Annotated in this window: 17 protein-coding genes and 1 tRNA gene; 5 read left to right on the top strand and 13 right to left on the bottom strand. The window is 56.6% G+C overall.

Annotated features, from left to right (window positions below; all coding sequences use genetic code 11):
- Nucleotides 1–74 precede the first annotated feature (74 nt).
- The 13 genes from KA369_04430 to KA369_04490 form a co-directional block, all read right to left on the bottom strand.
- Nucleotides 75–602 carry a chemotaxis protein CheW gene (locus tag KA369_04430; protein ID MBP7735200.1) on the bottom strand — a complete coding sequence of 176 codons (528 nt, stop codon included), beginning with the start codon at nt 600–602 and terminating at the stop codon, nt 75–77.
- A gap of 400 nt (nt 603–1,002) precedes the next feature.
- Entirely contained in the window at nt 1,003–2,955 is a 1,953-nt protein-coding gene (locus tag KA369_04435; protein MBP7735201.1) for a PQQ-binding-like beta-propeller repeat protein, read from the bottom strand.
- A gap of 12 nt (nt 2,956–2,967) precedes the next feature.
- A complete protein-coding gene (locus KA369_04440; GenBank protein MBP7735202.1) occupies nt 2,968–3,537 on the bottom strand; it encodes an RNA polymerase sigma factor in 570 nt (189 codons plus the stop codon).
- 171 nt (nt 3,538–3,708) lie between these two features.
- On the bottom strand, nt 3,709–4,032 hold the full coding sequence (locus KA369_04445) for a cell division protein ZapA (GenBank protein MBP7735203.1): 324 nt from the start codon (nt 4,030–4,032) through the stop codon (nt 3,709–3,711).
- An 18-nt stretch (nt 4,033–4,050) separates the two neighbouring features.
- Nucleotides 4,051–4,806, bottom strand: coding sequence for a hypothetical protein (locus tag KA369_04450; GenBank protein MBP7735204.1), 756 nt, complete (start codon nt 4,804–4,806; stop codon nt 4,051–4,053).
- 496 nt (nt 4,807–5,302) lie between these two features.
- Nucleotides 5,303–6,217 (bottom strand): hypothetical protein, encoded by a 915-nt coding sequence (locus tag KA369_04455; GenBank protein MBP7735205.1) that lies wholly within the window; start codon nt 6,215–6,217, stop codon nt 5,303–5,305.
- A 29-nt stretch (nt 6,218–6,246) separates the two neighbouring features.
- Nucleotides 6,247–6,603 carry a 50S ribosomal protein L20 gene (gene rplT, locus KA369_04460; protein ID MBP7735206.1) on the bottom strand — a complete coding sequence of 119 codons (357 nt, stop codon included), beginning with the start codon at nt 6,601–6,603 and terminating at the stop codon, nt 6,247–6,249.
- Nucleotides 6,604–6,727: 124 nt separating this feature from the next.
- The gene (rpmI, locus tag KA369_04465) at nt 6,728–6,925 is read right to left on the bottom strand and encodes a 50S ribosomal protein L35 (protein ID MBP7735207.1); all 198 of its coding nucleotides are present in this window, start codon (nt 6,923–6,925) and stop codon (nt 6,728–6,730) included.
- A gap of 22 nt (nt 6,926–6,947) precedes the next feature.
- Nucleotides 6,948–7,502: a translation initiation factor IF-3 gene (gene infC / locus KA369_04470; protein ID MBP7735208.1), complete on the bottom strand. Its 555-nt coding sequence runs from the start codon at nt 7,500–7,502 to the stop codon at nt 6,948–6,950.
- Nucleotides 7,503–7,863: 361 nt separating this feature from the next.
- Nucleotides 7,864–9,777 carry a threonine--tRNA ligase gene (gene thrS / locus KA369_04475; protein ID MBP7735209.1) on the bottom strand — a complete coding sequence of 638 codons (1,914 nt, stop codon included), beginning with the start codon at nt 9,775–9,777 and terminating at the stop codon, nt 7,864–7,866.
- 142 nt (nt 9,778–9,919) lie between these two features.
- Nucleotides 9,920–9,994, bottom strand: a tRNA-Val gene (locus tag KA369_04480).
- A 44-nt stretch (nt 9,995–10,038) separates the two neighbouring features.
- Nucleotides 10,039–10,404, bottom strand: a complete 366-nt coding sequence (locus KA369_04485) for a PilZ domain-containing protein (protein MBP7735210.1) — start codon at nt 10,402–10,404, stop codon at nt 10,039–10,041.
- A gap of 109 nt (nt 10,405–10,513) precedes the next feature.
- On the bottom strand, nt 10,514–11,131 hold the full coding sequence (locus KA369_04490) for a hypothetical protein (protein ID MBP7735211.1): 618 nt from the start codon (nt 11,129–11,131) through the stop codon (nt 10,514–10,516).
- Nucleotides 11,132–11,288: 157 nt separating this feature from the next.
- On the opposite strand from KA369_04490, the gene KA369_04495 reads away from it, so the two are divergent.
- The 5 genes from KA369_04495 (at nt 11,289) to KA369_04515 (ending at nt 16,767) form a co-directional block, all read left to right on the top strand.
- Nucleotides 11,289–12,059: an enoyl-CoA hydratase/isomerase family protein gene (locus KA369_04495; GenBank protein ID MBP7735212.1), complete on the top strand. Its 771-nt coding sequence runs from the start codon at nt 11,289–11,291 to the stop codon at nt 12,057–12,059.
- Nucleotides 12,060–12,639: 580 nt separating this feature from the next.
- Entirely contained in the window at nt 12,640–13,104 is a 465-nt protein-coding gene (locus KA369_04500) for a 6,7-dimethyl-8-ribityllumazine synthase (GenBank protein MBP7735213.1), read from the top strand.
- On the top strand, nt 13,104–13,532 hold the full coding sequence (gene nusB, locus KA369_04505; GenBank protein MBP7735214.1) for a transcription antitermination factor NusB: 429 nt from the start codon (nt 13,104–13,106) through the stop codon (nt 13,530–13,532). Before KA369_04500 ends, nusB begins: the two co-directional genes overlap by 1 nt.
- Nucleotides 13,532–15,613 (top strand): tetratricopeptide repeat protein, encoded by a 2,082-nt coding sequence (locus KA369_04510; protein ID MBP7735215.1) that lies wholly within the window; start codon nt 13,532–13,534, stop codon nt 15,611–15,613. Before nusB ends, KA369_04510 begins: the two co-directional genes overlap by 1 nt.
- On the top strand, nt 15,613–16,767 hold the full coding sequence (locus tag KA369_04515; GenBank protein ID MBP7735216.1) for a deoxyguanosinetriphosphate triphosphohydrolase: 1,155 nt from the start codon (nt 15,613–15,615) through the stop codon (nt 16,765–16,767). The genes KA369_04510 and KA369_04515 overlap by 1 nt, the downstream gene beginning before the upstream one ends.
- Nucleotides 16,768–16,802 lie beyond the last annotated feature (35 nt).

Here is a 16,802-nt window from a genome sequence, read left to right on the forward strand (position 1 = left end):
CGCCGCGGCATCCCCGGATATTCACGCACCATGAAAATCATGGCCACGGCCCGTGCCGCCTGAAGGGCGCCCCGTCACTCCTGAACCTTGTCTTCCTCGAGGAACAGGATGTTCGACAGGTTCAATATGACAATCAGCCGGTCCTTCAGCCTGCCGATGCCCCATATGTATTCTTCCGATACTCCCTCTATCAGCTCGGAAGGAGGATCGACATTGTTCCGCGAAATACGGACGACCTGGTGCACGTTATCCACCATCAGCCCCGTGAGCTTGTCGCTGGTCTCAATGACGATGATGCGGGTCAGGTCGGTCACCTTTGCCCGGGAAAATCCGAACCTCTTGCGCACGTCGACAACGGGAATCACGTTGCCCCGGAGGTTGATGACTCCCTTGATAAAATCAGACGTGTTCGGCAGGCGGGTTATTTCCGGGAAGCGAAGTATTTCATGAACGGCGAGGATGTCCACCCCGTATTCCACGTCTTCAAGGACGAAGCTGACGAGCTGGATAATGGAGCCCTCGGCGATAAGCTCTTCTTCCTCGTCGCCGGAAATCTTGACTTTCAGCCGTTCCTGCTTGTCTATCAGTTCATTCAGATCCATAGAGGTTGTCCTGAAATTATTTATATGTCTTTTCACTTTCCCGAAAGGCTCCACAGTCGGATCCTATCGGGAAGGGCATTACGGGATACATCCGCAAAACCCCAGGCTCATCCCGGTACAGGCCGCGGGAAACGGCGATACATCTTCATGTCATCTTGATTCCCTTTCCAGCGGGACAGCATAACAACAAAGTGCTAAACGATTTACTTTAAAATAAAAGCCTTACTTTTCAAGCATTTTTTTTAAATAAAATACCCATCCCGTCATAATGAGACATTTTTCGCATAATGTTTGGCACACTCTGTCAACCCCGGGGCTTGGCTCCGGTTTTCAAACACACGGTGATACCCGGGCAGATACGCCGATATAGGATGCCGTAAAGCCATCCTGCAGGAATGAGCTACTTTTTAAGGCTGGACAGTCGTTTTTCCCAGGTCTCGAAGTAGATATGCCCCCTGGATACCGTCACGTTATTCGAAGTTATTTGCGGCACCATGAGGGACCAGGTGACAGACCCGCTGTTTTTATCAACGACAAAGAGCGTTTCAGGGGCAGGGATATAGAAGCTGGAGCCGTCCTCGGAGGGCCGCTTTGCAATGGGCACCCCGATATCGCGTCTCCACATGAGTTCGCCCCCGGTGCCGATCCTGTATATCCTCCCGCCTCTGCCGAAGCAATACAACGAATCGCCTTCAAGGACCATCTCGCCCAGCGGAATATCATCGAGCTGGTATTCCCAGAGGATCCTGTCTTCGCCGAAGTTATAGCAGGAGAGGCGGCCGGTGTCCGCCGCGATGAATATGTTCCTCTTCCTGGCCGTGATCGACACGATCCCGCCGCCGACGCTGACCCTCACCGACTTCGCCCCGTTCAACAGGTCGAATCCGTACAGGCTGCCGGCCCGTGTAGACACGAACGCCAGCTGCTCCGTAATGACGGGTCTCGCCGAAATGTATTCTCCGGTCTGCGAGGTCCACTGCACGTCGCCGCCCCGGTCGATTTTGCTCAATGTCCCGCCGGAGGAAGCGCAGTAGAGCCCGCTGCCGTCCATGGTCAGGCGGATGAATTCGCCCCTGACGGCCGGCGCCCGCGCCTTCCACACTCTGGCGCCGTTTAAAAGATCGAATTTCGTCACCGATCCCCCTGCGGTGGGGACATAGAGCGACGTCGCCTCATAAGCGGGGAGCGAGCTTATGGCCCCTTCCAGCGGCACCGACCAGAGAACCTCGTCGGAACGGATCGAAACCAGGCGGCCGCCGCCAATCCTGAGAACGCAGTCGGGTCCCGGCACATACATGAGGAATACGCCGGACTCCTCCGGAACGGCCTCGCGCGCCCCCTGCTTCCGCCGCGGGACCTCCTTCCCGCCGCCCTGTAACGGCGCGGCGCCGGTGACGGATGTTACCATCCGATCCATGTCTTCCCGCATTACCGGCGCGTCCCGGACGAGCCGCGGCATCGCCAGTGACGCCATGAGGTCCTTCTCAGGGACTCCGGAGATGCCACTGAGGGAAACGGCGTCATTTCCTATGTCGCAGGCCTGGCCGCCGGTCACGTCAAGGGCGCCCTTTTCGAAATACCGGTCGAGGATGTTCGCCGTCTTCGCGTCCGCCGGGCCGTCGTCAGGCAGGCGCCTCCGCACGCGCACCGTTCCTTCGAAGACTTCATACCGGACATCCCCCGCTTTCCCGATCCTCACGCCGAACCTGGTACCCCGCACGGTGGCAACGCTCCCCGGCGTATGCAATGAAACCGTCTCACCGGAAGCAAGCCTGGCTACGTCAAGGACGCAGCCACCCTTCGACACCATGGCGTCGAAGGCCCTGGCGCCGCCGTCGAGGTCCATCGCGCGAAGGGCGATGCGGCTCCCGCCGAGGACCCTCATCCGCACCAGGCCCCCGAACCGTATGTCGGCCGACGAGGCCGCGCCGGTGATGATAACGTCGCCGCGAAGGATCTGATTCCCGGCCCTCAGCGTCCGGTCGATGCCGCCGCGCCGCACCATGACGTCGCCCGAGACGATCCCGGCGGCGCCGGCGCGGCCGCCGCGCATGAAATCGATGGCGCCCGTGATAAAAAGAATTATAATGGCGGCTGCAGCCACGGCAGGCACCAGGGCCCACCAGGCTTTTTTCGGGATCCCGAACGGGGCTGATCGCCCGCGCCGCGGCAGGTCCCTGATCCGTGTCAGAAGCGCGACCGGGTCGGAGGGAGAATTCAGCCACGCCTCCGGCGCGTTCAACTCGGCGCGTTCCGCCAGGCGGGCCAGCTTCGCATGATCGATATTCCTGTAGCGCCTCTTCGTCCGAAGGGATTCCATCGCCCGCTCCATGTCATGTTCCGGTTTCGTCACTATGCACTCCGTTTAAATAATTCCCTTCTCGGACAGGTACTGCGCTATCTTCTCCAGGGCCTTTTCCATCCTCCATTTCGCCGTCCGCTCGGAACAATTCATGATCCCGGCGATATCGGAGTATTTCATCTTATGGTCGTGCCTCAAAATGAAAACGGCCCTGAACTTCTCCTTGAGGCTTTCAACGGCACGGTTGAATTCCGCCAGGTCGTTTTCCCTGATGCAGATGTCTTCGGGCGAACCCCGCCTCCCCTGGTCGTCGGCAATCCTGTACCGCTCCTGTTCCAGCAGATGGGTCTCCCGCACGCTTTTGCCGATGTAATTCTTGCTGCAGTTGATCGTGATCTGGTAGATCCAGGAGGAGAAGGATTTGTTCACGTCAAATGATTCGATGTGCCGGAACACCCGGATGACGGCGTCCTGGAGTACGTCGTTCGCCTCTTCGACATTGGGAACATAGTGGTAAATAAGGCGCTTCAGCTTCTGCTCGTACCGCCCGTAAAGCTCGCTGAAAGCCGCATCGTTTCCGCTTTTATACATTCGCACCAGTTCCTCGTCGGTAAACCCCTTAACATCCTGCATCGGCTTATTTAGTATACCTCGGGATAGGGTAAAAGTGTAAATTAATCCGCGGCGCGCCGGGATTCGTCGAAATCACAGTTTTGCAACAGGCCAATATCTCGATATGTTGTATGAAACACGGATTGGAACCGGGCCGAAGATTTCCCGAGGCGCGGGCTGGAAGGGTTTATATTAATTTTTCGCGGCCGGGGCGGCGCGTGAAAAGACATCGCCGATAAGGCCCTCGTCAAGCATCGATATGAGGGCCAGGGCGCGCCGCTCCACCTCGCTGTCGATCCCCGTTTTCGTGTTTTTCAGCTGGAAGTACTCGTCGGCGACGTTCAGGGCAGCCAGGATCGCCACATGGGTCGGATTGGTGATGGCGCAATTGACGCGAACCTCATCCATCTTGCCGTCCAGGTATTCGGCGATCTGGTTGATATATTCGCGCGGGGCCTCCCCGTTTATGGTATAGGTCTGGCCGAATATGGTTACTTTTACGCTGTTTCCTTCCACGGCACACCTCGTCAGGGCTTACTTGTCGTCCTCTTCAATGATCAGGAACTCGTCGTCCTTGTTCTTGGCCTTATTCTTGTCCTTGTTCTTGGCGGAGCGGTCATCTTCGTCGATGATGATGGAGTCGTGATCGACGTCCTCGATGATGATCTCCTCGTCCTTCTCGTCCAGGAGGATGATATCGTCGTCCTTCTCATGGACGGTTTCCAGGGCGACGCCGTCGCTCCCCTTCTTGCCCAGGTCGCCCTCTTCATCGATTATGATGATGTCTTCATCGTCGTCTATAGTGACGGTCTCGGACTTTTTCACGGTCTCGACCTTAACTTCCTCTTCCTTGTAATCGTCTATCGATTCGTCAAGGATTATGGTATCCTCGTCGGCGACCGCGGTCTTTGCTTCTTTCCTGGGAGGCGCGCTGACCGGAGACGGCCTGGGCGCTGCAAAGGTTTTCTTTTCGATCTTTTCGCCGGCAGGTATGGAGCCGCCCGGCGCAAGGGTGTCCAGTTTCCCCAGAAGGCCGATGACCTTTTTCTCCAGCACTTCTTCCTTGGCGTTCAGTTCGGCGAGCTCACGGGTCGCTTCGTCGAGCTCCTTCCGGATCTTTTCGACTTCCTGTTCCTTTTCCTCAAGAGTCAGCTTGGCTTCTTCCAGTTCGCTCTTGATCTCTTCATTCTCGTTCTCGAGTTTCGAATTCTCAGTCCTTAAATCGCCTATCAGCTGCAGGGCCTTAACAACACGGCTTTCAAGCTCTTCGAGTTGCTGCATGGAAATCATGGGTTACCTCCGTTACCCTGCGCGTGACGGTCGCAAGGAAGTGAATCACTGTAATTTTATTTTCGGCTTATCCGACTTCCGGCATTAATACTATCCGCTGTTTATTAGCCTAAAATTATATAATAGCACTTAATTAATAATAATAATTATTCATTAAGTCAAGACTTATTTTGAGGGCGCCCACTACAGGGCCGTAGGCGGTATTCTAATAAGGTTGTAGGAAGAAATGAAGACATTCTGTAGGAATTGTTTGGTTGCAAATCAAAACAATTCGTTTCAACCCCTCACCCGCGCTCCGCGCACGTCGAGCGCTTTTCGGCCGTCCTGGCCGCACTCGGCACTGCGACGTCCTGTCGGGAGCCTCTCCCATTTATTTTTTGAAAAAAGAGAGGGTTCCCGTAATGCAAAATTGATCCAGAGCCCCCCCCCCTCTCCTTTCTTCATTCTTAATGGGAGAGGGGGCCTGGGGGGTGAGGGTATAATAAGGCATGCACTATTATATCTGCAAACTCAGTTCCAGGCCGTAAATAGCCTGTATATAGTTCTTCTGCGATGACCGGAGCGGGTTCTGCACTGTATAGGCGCCCAGGTAGAGGGCCTCGAGGATAAAATAGCGAAGACCGGCGCTCATCAAAAAAGTGTTATACTTAGCCGCCTCTATGGGCACATCGGCCGCTTCGAAGCGGTCCTTGCTGACCCGAAACGATCCGTAAAACTCGACATAAGGAACAAAGGGATAAAAATAATTTGTATTCCAAGCCATGGAAAAGGATAAATAATCGTTCTTTATCCTGTCAACGCTCAGGAATGTTTTCTTTGCCCTGGGATTGAGACCGAAGACCTTCTGCCACGTTTCCTTCTTTGTAATATCCAGGTAGAAGCCCCCCCAGAAGTCCTCCCCGTTGGATTCCCTGAAGGTGTAGAACATGTTCAGGTGTATGAAAAAGACATCCAGCACATCGAAGCGGAAGAATGGTCCCATCTTCAGCTCGTACTTGCCCAGGGCAAGGTTGCGCCACCCGGTGTTGTTGTAGGCGTTCTTGGCGAGGGGAAACCGTAGGCTTATCAGGAAACCGATGTGGACCTGGTTCCGGGCGTAATCGCCGATGAAGAGCTTGCCCTTGAAGAACAGGTCGCCCAGGTCCGACTTCGTAGCCTTGAAGGCGCGCTGGCTCAGGTAGTCGAACCTGATCCAGAGCGAGAAATCGTCGGTCGCGCCGAAGCCCAGGCTCACCGAGTCCCTTCTGGAGTAACGGTCGGTCTGGCACACCTCGTCCTTCAGCGACAGTTCCACCGCGTATTCGGGCACCATGTAGATCGTCTCTGTGAGGGGAAGGGCCGCGGTCCTTTCCGCCGCCGCGGCCAGAAACAGAAATAGCGCTATACCGATAGCGCTAATCTTCTGTTTCACACCTATCATTGCAGGATGAGCCGCTCTGGCTAAGCGGCCGTTTCTTTTACCTTGTCCACTATTTTCTGGAAGGCGTTCATGTCCTTCGCCGCCAGGTCCGCCAGCATCTTGCGGTTGATCTCGATGTTGGACGATTTCAGGCCGGCGATGAACTTGCTGTACGAAATGCCGCACATCTTGGCGGCCGCGGCTATCCGCACGATCCAGAGCGCCCTGAAGTCACGCTTCTTCTTCTTGCGGTCGATGTAGGAATTCTGCAGGGCCCGTCTCCGCGCGTCCTTGGCGGTCCGAAAAATGGTGCTCCGGGCGCCTATGAATCCCTTGGTGGCTTTTAATATTTTTTTTGCTCGCTTGCGATGCACTCTACCAGTTGTTGCTCTCGGCATGGTGGTACTCTCCCTCGTATCGTGTTAAATATATGTCGTCGTTTCGGGGCCCGAAGCGGGGCATGACAGGCGCCGCGGATTGGGACGCGGCGCTTCCCCGGGGCCCGCCTTCATAACAGCGGACCTATTTGTACGGAATCATCCTCTTGACCCGCTTGGTCTCGGCCTCACTCGTCACCGTTGTCCCGCGGAGCTGACGCTTACGCTTCGACGACTTGCTCTCCAGCAGGTGGCTTTTAAAGCCCTTCGCGCGAACGACCTTTCCGTTTTTTGTAACGCGGAACCTTTTCTTGGCTCCGCTGTTTGATTTCACCTTTGGCATCTTGCTACCCCTTGTGCGTTTATTATTTCGCTTTGCCCCCGCTGACTTTGGCGGAAACGATCATCGTTATATTTCTTCCTTCCTGGGACATGTCCTTTTCAATCTGGACGAAATCCTCGATCTGGGCCTTTACCTTATTCATGACCTCGAAGCCGAGCTCGGGATGGACCATCTCCCGGCCCCGGAACATAAGGGTGAATTTCACTTTATCACCGCCGTCCAGGAATTCCCTCGCGTGCTTGATCTTGTGCTCAAAGTCATGGGAATCTATATTCGGCCGCATTTTTATCTCTTTAACATGGATGACTTTCTGCTTTTTCTTGGCCTCTTTGGCCTTCTTCATCTGTTCGAACTTGAACTTGCTGTAGTCAATGATCTTCACGACCGGCGGATTCTGGTTCGGGGATATCTCCACGAGATCAAGCTCCCTCTCCCGCGCCATCCGGAGCGCATCGGCGGTGGGAATCACCTTGGGTTCTCCCTCCTCCCCGACAAGCCGCACCTCCTGTGTTTTTATATCCTCATTGACGTTATACTTATCGAACTTATCTAAGCTGGATCGCCTTCCTTTGTCTATCAAGCGCTGCGCACCCCCCTGGTTATTAGTATAATGTGCGGCGCCCTGTCGAGCGCCCTCTTCAGTGTATAATATTTAAGAATTTTACAAAATTGCTACACTATTTGTCAAAATCAACTAGTTTTTCAAAATTTTACAATTTTTAATCATCCCGCCCCACGGAGGGAGCGTTTGATATGAGATTATACCTCACCCCCTCGGTCCCCCTCTCCCACGGGGAGAGGTGGAGGCCCCCGAAAACATCTTAAATCGAAGCCCTCTCGCTGTGGGAGAGGGCACGCCGGGGGCGGGGTGAGGGTTGATCCCTTTTATGACAGAGGGGATTGAGTAAGTGCTGTCAGGTTTTATAATTATACCACGTTTACTGCCTTTTACTATTCACATCCTCGCTAATAAGATTGATCAAGTCATCGACCTTCATGGTAACGGATTTGTTCTCACCCAGCTTCCGTACGGAGATCGTGTTTTCCGCCACCTCCTTCTTGCCGATGACGCCGATATAGGGGACCTTCTGGGAGATGGCGTCCCGCACCCGGTAGCCCATGGTCTCGTCGCGGCGGTCGATCTCGGGCCGGAGTCCCAGCTCAACCATGCGTAGGCGCAGCTTGTCGACCGCCTCCGCCTCATCGTCGGAGACGTTGATGAGCATCACCTGCACCGGGGCGAGCCATACCGGGAACTTCCCGCCGTAGTGCTCGACCAGGACGCCGATAAAGCGCTCAAGGGAGCCCAGGAGCGCCCGGTGTATCATGTAGGGACGGTGCTTCTTGCCGTCGGAATCGACATAGGTCAGGTCGAACCGCTCGGGAAGGTTGAAATCGAACTGTATGGTGGAACACTGCCATTCGCGGGCAAGGATGTCCTTGATCTTGATGTCGATCTTCGGGCCGTAAAAGGCGCCGCCGCCCTCGTCGACCTCGTACTCGATGCCGGCGCGCTTCACCGACGCCTCCAGGGCCTTGATCGCCTCCTGCCACATCGACTCCTCGCCGACTGACTTTTCGGCCGGGCGGGTCGCCAGGTAGACCTTGAAATCCTCGAACCCGAAGGAGCGCAGCATGTAGATGCAGAACTCGAGAACGCGGTCTATCTCGTCGGGCATCTGGTCCGGGCGTACGAAAAGGTGCGCGTCGTCCTGCGTGAAGCCGCGCACCCTGAGGAGGCCGTGGAGCACGCCGCTCCGCTCATAGCGGTACACGGTGCCCAGCTCGGCCCACCGGAGGGGAAGCTCCCGGTAGGACCAGCCCTTGTTCATGTAGATCATTATATGGAAGGGGCAGTTCATCGGCTTGACGTAATATGGCTGACCGTCGATGTCCATGGACGAATACATGTTCTCGGTGTAGAACCCGAGGTGGCCGCTGGTCTCCCAGAGCTGCGATTTCCCGATATGGGGTGTCGCCACCAGGTCATAGCCGTTCTTGAAGTGCTCCTTGCGCCAGAAATCTTCTATGATGTTCTTAAGGCACGCGCCCTTGGGGTGCCAGAGCACGAGGCCCGCGCCGGTCTCATCATGGATGGAGTAGAGATTGAGCTCCTTTCCGAGGCGGCGGTGGTCGCGGCGCTTGGCCTCCTCCAGGAACTCCAGGTGCGCGGCCAGCTGCTTTTTATCGGGGAAGGCTATCCCGTAGATGCGCTGGAGCATCTTGTTCTTCTCGCTGCCGCGCCAGTAGGCGCCGGCTATGGAGAGAAGCTTCACCGCCTTGATGTACGACGTGCGGGGAACGTGGGGACCGCGGCAGAAGTCGACAAATTCACCCTGGCGGTATATGGACACGGTGTCGTCTTTCAGATCGCCGATCATTTCCACTTTATAGGTCTCGCCGGCGTCGGAAAAGAGCTTCATGGCGTCGGTCCGCTTGATATCCTCGCGGCGTATCTCCAGGTCCTCGGCGGCTATCTTCTTCATTTCTTCCTCGATACGGGAGAGGTCTTCAGGCGCGAGGGCGGCTCCCATGTCGATGTCATAGTAAAACCCGGTCTCGATGGCGGGTCCGATGGCGAATTTAGCGTCCGGGAAGAGGCGCTTCACCGCCTGGGCCATCAGGTGGGACGCCGAGTGCCAGAACACATCCTTTCCCTCGGGGGAATCGAAGGTGATAGCCTTCAGGGCGGCGTCGCGTTCCACGGCCCGGGAAAGGTCAGCGGGAACGCCGTCAATGACCGCGGCCAGGGCCGCGCGTTGGAGGCCGGGGCTGATCTTCCCGAGAATGCTGTGGGCAGACTCGCCGCTGTCGGCCCTGAGGGTCGACGCGTCCGGCAATGTAATGGTGATCTGGCTGGCCAACGATCCACTCCGTGTAAAGGCGTTTTCCGGAGACACAAAACCCCCTCAAGGTCCCCGGTGTCACCTGATGCTTGCGGCTTTCACGTCGGGGGGATCGAGGGGGTACGGAAACAATAATCCCGTCTGTCTGTGGGCGATGCTGGGATCGAACCAGTGACCTCCTGCGTGTCGAGCAGGCGCTCTAACCAAGCTGAGCTAATCGCCCGATGGTGTGAAACCATCTGCTTCACAAATTATGGTTACTATTTTTTAGTAACGGCCATTGTCAACAATTTTTTTATATACTTCCTGCTCCGGCTGATGGGTGAATATCACCACCGCCGTTACGCCTTCCTCATTGTTCAGAACCCTCAGGACCCTCCCCTTACGGTGAAGGCGGAATGATATCTCGGGGTTTTCGGAAAGCAGCCGGACACCGTTTCCGACGGAGCGCTCGGTGACATACTTCTTATACTCGTCGTTGACCAGGAGGGACGCACCGCCCTCGGAGATATCGCGGAGGACACAGGTGATCGCCTTGTCCCTGAGGAAGAACCGCTTCATGACGAGCGTCACGGAAAACCCGGTTTTCTTCGCGGAGAACCTGGTGCGCGGTGATGTGCGCCTCTCCTTCATAGCGTGCCGGCTCCTTGTACGCCCATAACCATGGGCCAACAACATGAAAAAAGCAAACTCTTTTTCCGGCAGGGGAAAAAAAAGGAGGACGGCTTGAGCGGATGGCTGATTATTCGCCGAGTTGTATGGCGCGTTTGATCTTGCTGGATTCGAGCCGCGAGGAACTGTCTTTATACAATTCGAGGCGATATACCAGGGCCAGGTAATAGGAATAGTACTGCTTTATAACATCCCTGCGGGAATCCGGCCTTTCCAGATCGGAAAGGGTGAATTTCTCCTTCTGGCCGGTATTGTTTTCATATTCTATGGTCAGCGACCCGAGGTCGCCGCTGTCCGGTGCGGTGGCGGTAATGGTCTTCAATTCACGGACCTGGGTGGTCATGTTGAACTGGTAATACTTGAACGCGATCTTCGAGACTCGGCCCTGGGCCGAGTGGATTTCAGCCCTTTTATTGCACAGCAGGAACACCCGGTCCACCAGGTCGTACCTGTTGTCCTTGCTTATCGTGATCGAGTATTTTCCCTCGTCATCGGGCTTGAGCTTGAGGGCCTGGATGACGTCGGCGAGGCGCTTGTAGAGCTGGGGGACCCGCTCGTCCCTGGTATACTCTTCACCGGCCTTATTCCCCGCCTGCTTCCGGGGCGCTTCTTTTTCCTGGGAAAAGGCGATTCCCCACCCCAGGATGACCGCGCAGACGATGCTATATATGACGACTTTCTTCATCATTGTGACCTTTTGATAATTATCGGTATATCTGATGCGGCGAATATCAATAAAAATTGTCCCTGGCGACTATTTTTTCCTTGTCTAAAATGGCGCCGCCATGGGGAGATGAAGGGCGGCACCCCGCCGGAGGATTATCCTACAACAAAGGAGAACAATCATGCTACAACAACGGACCGAAGACAACATAATCATCGCCACCTTTGACGATGGGATCACCAATACAATAACCGAAGACGTCATCGATACCCTGGCCGCGATCATCAAAGAGGTCAACGGGAACAACGACATCAAGGGGCTCGTCCTGACCGGCGCCGGCAAGGCCTTCTGCTCCGGCTTCGACCTTCCCATGTTCCTGGCCTTCAAGGACCTGAAGGAGGTGATCGCCTTCTTCGAAAAGGAGGAGGAGGTCCTCATCAACCTGTTCATGTGCAAAAAGCCGGTGGTGGCCGCCTGGAACGGCGCGGCCGTGGCCGGGGGATTCATCTTCTCCATGGCCGCCGACTACCGCCTCGTCAAGAACCACCCGAAGATCAAGCTCGGCATGAACGAGATCAAGATCGGCCTGGGCCTCTCCATCGTGCAGACCGAGGTCATACGCTTCGGCATGGACAGCGACAGGAAATACCGCGACCTGATGTACAACGGCGACATGTATGACGTTACCGGGGCGAAGGAGTTCGGCATCGTGGACGAGGTCATTGAAGAGGACCGGCTTATCCCCCGGGCCAAGGAGATCGTCTGCAAGTGGATCGACAATCCGGGCCGCGCCTTCATGATGCTCAAGTATTCCATGCGCAAACCCTACGAAGACCGCATGCGCCAGCGCCTGAAAGACGAGGACTGGCAGTCGGGCTTCAACATCATGTTCGACCCGCAGACGCGCAAGTTCCTCGAACTGGGCGCGATGATGCAGCATCCTAAGAAATAGCTATTTGCGAGGGCAAGAGGGCTACGCGCCCTCTCACCCTCGCGCTCCCTCTCACCCCGCGCCTGCGGCGGGTTAATCTTTAACTAAGAAAATATTACCACTGTTCGTCGATCGTATGCAGCATCCTGCAGACGATCGACGCCCGCGTCATCCATGACGCGGGTATTTATAAAATACTTATAACAACGAGTCGCCGGGCACGAGGGCCGGCGTCGCGAGGATGCCACAGGAGGTGGCTTCCGGAGCGAAAGGCGTAATACTTTTATGGCCATCGCCTTAAAACGAACAATCAACTCAAGCTTTCAAAAACAGATAAACATGAAATTATAAATAACTTTAAGAAGTGAGCCTCCGCCGGCGATTGAGGCGGCGCGGGTGATGGGGGCCCGGGGGGCCATAGCCCCGGGTTTAAACCCGGGGCTATGGCCCCCCGCAAAATATTCCCGACCCGCATCCGGGTCACTCCCCTACCCCGGGCCGGGGTCAATGTAAAAAATGGCTTGACGGAAAGGCAAAATGCCGATGATTTCTGTAAAGGCATGTCATTCCGTGCCCCAACATAAACAACAAGGCAACAATCATGAAACTGATAGAAGGCAAAATCGACGCGACCGGGCTCAAGGTGGCCATTGTCGTTTCCCGCTTCAACGAATTCATCACCAACAAGCTCCTGGGCGGGGCCATGGACTGCCTGAAGCGGAACAACGCCAGCGAGGACGATATCACCGTGGCCTGGGTGCCGGGCTCCTTCGAGATCCCGGCGGTGACCCGGGTCCTGGCTGCCTCCAAGAAGTACGACGCGATCATCTGCCTGGGCGCCGTCATCCGGGGCTCCACGCCGCACTTCGACTACGTCGCTGCCGAGGTCTCGAAAGGCGTCGCCAGCATAAGCCTCAGCGCCACGATCCCGGTGATATTCGGCGTCCTTACGACGGACACCATAGAGCAGGCCATTGAGCGGGCCGGCACCAAATCGGGAAACAAGGGCTTCGACGCAGCCATGTCCGCCATCGAGATGGCGAATCTATACAAACAAATAGGATAATGGGCCACAGACGGAAAGCCAGGGAATTTGCCCTCCAGGGCCTGTACATGTACGAGATTTCAGCGGCCCCCGTTGAAACGCTTACCAGGCTCGAGTGGGTCGAGAACCCAATCCCCGATGGCATCCGTGACTTCGCGGTCACGCTCATTGAAGGATCCATCACGAACATCGGCGAAATCGACGAGCTCATAATCAAGTACTCGAAAAACTGGAAATTCGAACGCCTGAGCGCGGTGGACAAGTCCATACTCAGGATCTCAATCTATGCCATGCTCTTCCTCAAGGACATCCCCGTTATCATCACCATCAATGAAGGCATTGAGCTGGGGAAAATCTACGGCGGCGAAAGCTCCGGCCAGTTCATCAACGGCATCCTTGACGCGGTGCGGAAACAGGAGCTGCGGGAAGAGCAACAGGAGCGCCAGTGATGCAGGATAAAAGGACCCCCCCCCTGACGGGAACACCGGTGGACCCTGAAGACGGGCACCGGCATAAGAACAGGATCTTCGGCATACGGGCGGAGAATGCCGGGGCGCCCGACATGGTCGAGGGAATCGAAACGGAACCGGCCCCTGGTAAAAAGAAATTCGACAAGATTCCTATCATCATCGTCTCCATCGTGGCGGCGTTCCTGGTCATCGGCGTCCTGGTGCTCACGCAATTCGTCTATAAAAAGCCTTCCCCGTTCACTTCATCAAAGAGCGGCCCCGCCTCCCTCTTTGACGGGGACCGGAGCGTGGACAACCTCACTTCCGACAACCCCGGCATCAAGCGGGGCAAAGAGAGCTACTCCCGCGGATACCTGACCGACGCGATCAGCGAATTCAACGCCGTCGTGGAATCGGACGCCCCGGACCGCGACAAGGCCATCGCCCTCACCTACCTGGGCATGATCAGCGACGACAAGGGCGATTACGACAAGGCCGTTGATTTCTACACCCGGGCCCTCTCCTACGACAAGAAGAACCCGGACATATACAAGAACCTCTCCATGACGTACCGCCACAAGAAGGACTTCGACAAGGCCCTGGAAACCGCGGAGAAATCGGCATCGATCAACGCGGACGATACGGAATCGAAGATACTCCTGGGCAACATCTACTACGAGACCGGCAAGTACGACGAGGCGGTTGCGGCCTACCGCGATGTGCTGGAGAAGTCCCCGGACAACGCCCGGGTCCTCTACAACATGGGCTCCGCCCTGATGCAGAAGGGGGACGAATTCGCCGCCATGGAATATTTCAAGAAGGCGGGCGCCGCGGACCGCATCGGCGAAGTGGCCCACAAGGCCTATTCCCGGCTGGGGGTGATTTACACGGAGCGCAAGGATTTCGCCGAGGCCGAGAAATACCTCAAGGAAGCCGCGGCCATCAGGCCCAACGACGCGCTGAACCATTACAACCTGGGCATCGCCTACCTGCGGCAGAAAAAGACCGCGGAGGCGATGGAAGAGCTTTCCAAGGCCGAGTCGCTGGGGGAAAACGACGCGGCCATGCTGGAGGGCATCGGCGAAGCCTATTTCTCGATGAAAAACTACGACAAGAGCCTCGAGCTCTACAACAGGGTCAGGAAAACGAACGAGCGCAACGTGAAGATACTGTCGCGCATCGCCGAGATCCATTATGAAAAGGGCGATCTCGACAACGCCTACGAGCTGTACCGGAAGATCACGGTGCTGGAGCCGGCCACGGAGAACGCCCGCGTGGCCTACCTGAACATGGGAAACATCATGGACGACGCGCAGCGCTTCGATGACGCCATCGAGGCGTACCAGAAGGCGCTGGCCATAAGCCCCAAGGACGACGCGGCTTTTTACAACCTGGGTATCGCCTACAAGCACGCCGGCAAGCCGGAGCTGGCCATCACCGCGTGGCGGAAGGCGTCGGAGCTCGACGCCGCCGACCCGGCTCCCCTGGTCGCCATCGCCGACTACTATTACGAGCGCGGGCACTACGACCTGGCGGAGACGGAGTACCGGAAGATAGCGGGACGGTGGCCCCAGATACAGGAGCCCCACTTCAAGATGGGCACCATGTACTACAAGCGGGGCAATTACGATTACGCCATGAACGCCTACAACAAGGTCATCGAGATAGATCCCCGGTCCGACCTCGGACGGAAGGCCCTCATCAACAAGGCCATCCTCGTTTCGAAGGACGCCAAAAACCCGGAAAGCCTTGAGAAATCGATGAACCTCGTGCAGAAGGCCCTTGTCATGGAGCCGGAGGACAAGGACGCCCTTTTCGCCCTGGGCATCATCTACATGAAAAAAGAGATGTACGATAACGCCATGGACACTTTCTACCAGGTCGTCAAGGGCTCGAACGAGCCGAAGATGACGGCCGACGCGTACAACAATATAGGCAAGTGCCACTTCAAGAAACGCCAGTACAAGAAGGCCCTGCAGGCCTTCACGCGGGGCATTGACGAGGACCCCTCAAACGAAGAAATAAGAATGAACCGCAAGGCGGCATCGCAGGCCTACGAGGCGGAGATAGGCAGGGACTGATGGTGCGGGTCGATCGCAATTTCCTGCAGGACCTGGAGAAAAAGACGCTGGCCCCCTACGCGGCCCTGTCGTCCGCCTCCAAGGGAAGGATTTTCAAGGAAAAGCCCCATCCCTACCGCACCGAGTTCCAGCGTGACCGGGAGCGCATCATCCATTCCCGGGCCTTTCGCCGCCTGGAGTACAAAACCCAGGTCTTCATCAACCACGAGGGGGACCATTACCGCACCCGCCTCACCCACACCATCGAGGTGGCCCAGATAGCCCGGAGCATAGCCCGGGCCCTGCGGCTGAACGAGGACCTCGCCGAGGGGATCGCCCTTGCCCACGACCTGGGCCACACGCCCTTCGGCCATGCCGGGGAGCGGGAGCTGAACGCCCTCCTGGCCGACCATGGCGGCTTCGAGCACAACCGCCAGAGCCTGCGCGTGGTGGACGAGCTGGAAAAGCGCTATCCCGACTTCAACGGCCTGAACCTCACCTGGGAGACCCGGGAAGGCATCATCAAGCATTCGTCGGCCCATGACCACCCGGACTACAAGGACTTCTCCCCGGGCACCCAGCCGTCCCTTGAGGCGCAAATCATAGACCTGGCCGATGAGATCGCCTACAACAACCACGACCTGGACGACGGCCTGTCGTCGGGAATCCTCAACGCCAACGACGTTAAAAAGCTCGCCCTCTGGGTCCTGGGCGAAGAGCGCTACAACCGGGAGCCCAAGGGCGACCTAAAGGTGCGGCGCCAGGGGATTATCCGCTCCATCATAGACATGCTGGTATCGGACCTGATCGAGAACACGTTGCACCGTATCGGGCAGTTCTCGATAAAAAATTCCAACGATGTCGTAAAAGCGGAAGCCAAGACCGTCGCCTTCTCGCAGAAGATCGAATCGGCCAACCTGGAGCTGAAGAATTTCCTCATGGACAACCTCTACCAGCACTACCGGGTGGCGCGCATGACCATCAAGGCGGAAATGGTGATCCGCGACCTCTTCCAGATATACACGAACCATCCGGACACCCTGCCGGAAGATTACCAGAAAAAGTATTCCCGGGACGGGGTGGTGATCACCGCGCGGGACTACATCGCGGGCATGACGGACCGCTTCGCCCTCGAGGAGCACCAGAAGCTGACAGACCCCATGATTCGGGTGTGATCGCAACATGTCATAAAAAAGAATAGGATGTGCCC

The organism is Spirochaetota bacterium (genome assembly GCA_017999915.1).
In the GTDB taxonomy this organism is placed as follows: Bacteria; Spirochaetota; UBA4802; order UBA4802; family UBA5550; genus RBG-16-49-21.

Coding starts and splice junctions, on each gene's coding strand:
- KA369_04500 (MBP7735213.1), top strand. CDS start 12,640: ATGAAACTGATAGAAGGCAAAATCGACGCGACCGGGCTCAAGGTGGCC.
- KA369_04440 (MBP7735202.1), bottom strand. CDS start 3,537: ATGCAGGATGTTAAGGGGTTTACCGACGAGGAACTGGTGCGAATGTAT.
- KA369_04515 (MBP7735216.1), top strand. CDS start 15,613: ATGGTGCGGGTCGATCGCAATTTCCTGCAGGACCTGGAGAAAAAGACG.
- KA369_04510 (MBP7735215.1), top strand. CDS start 13,532: ATGCAGGATAAAAGGACCCCCCCCCTGACGGGAACACCGGTGGACCCT.
- KA369_04450 (MBP7735204.1), bottom strand. CDS start 4,806: ATGATTTCCATGCAGCAACTCGAAGAGCTTGAAAGCCGTGTTGTTAAG.
- KA369_04495 (MBP7735212.1), top strand. CDS start 11,289: ATGCTACAACAACGGACCGAAGACAACATAATCATCGCCACCTTTGAC.
- rpmI (MBP7735207.1), bottom strand. CDS start 6,925: ATGCCAAAGGTGAAATCAAACAGCGGAGCCAAGAAAAGGTTCCGCGTT.
- KA369_04430 (MBP7735200.1), bottom strand. CDS start 602: ATGGATCTGAATGAACTGATAGACAAGCAGGAACGGCTGAAAGTCAAG.
- KA369_04485 (MBP7735210.1), bottom strand. CDS start 10,404: ATGAAGGAGAGGCGCACATCACCGCGCACCAGGTTCTCCGCGAAGAAA.
- rplT (MBP7735206.1), bottom strand. CDS start 6,603: ATGCCGAGAGCAACAACTGGTAGAGTGCATCGCAAGCGAGCAAAAAAA.
- nusB (MBP7735214.1), top strand. CDS start 13,104: ATGGGCCACAGACGGAAAGCCAGGGAATTTGCCCTCCAGGGCCTGTAC.
- KA369_04490 (MBP7735211.1), bottom strand. CDS start 11,131: ATGATGAAGAAAGTCGTCATATATAGCATCGTCTGCGCGGTCATCCTG.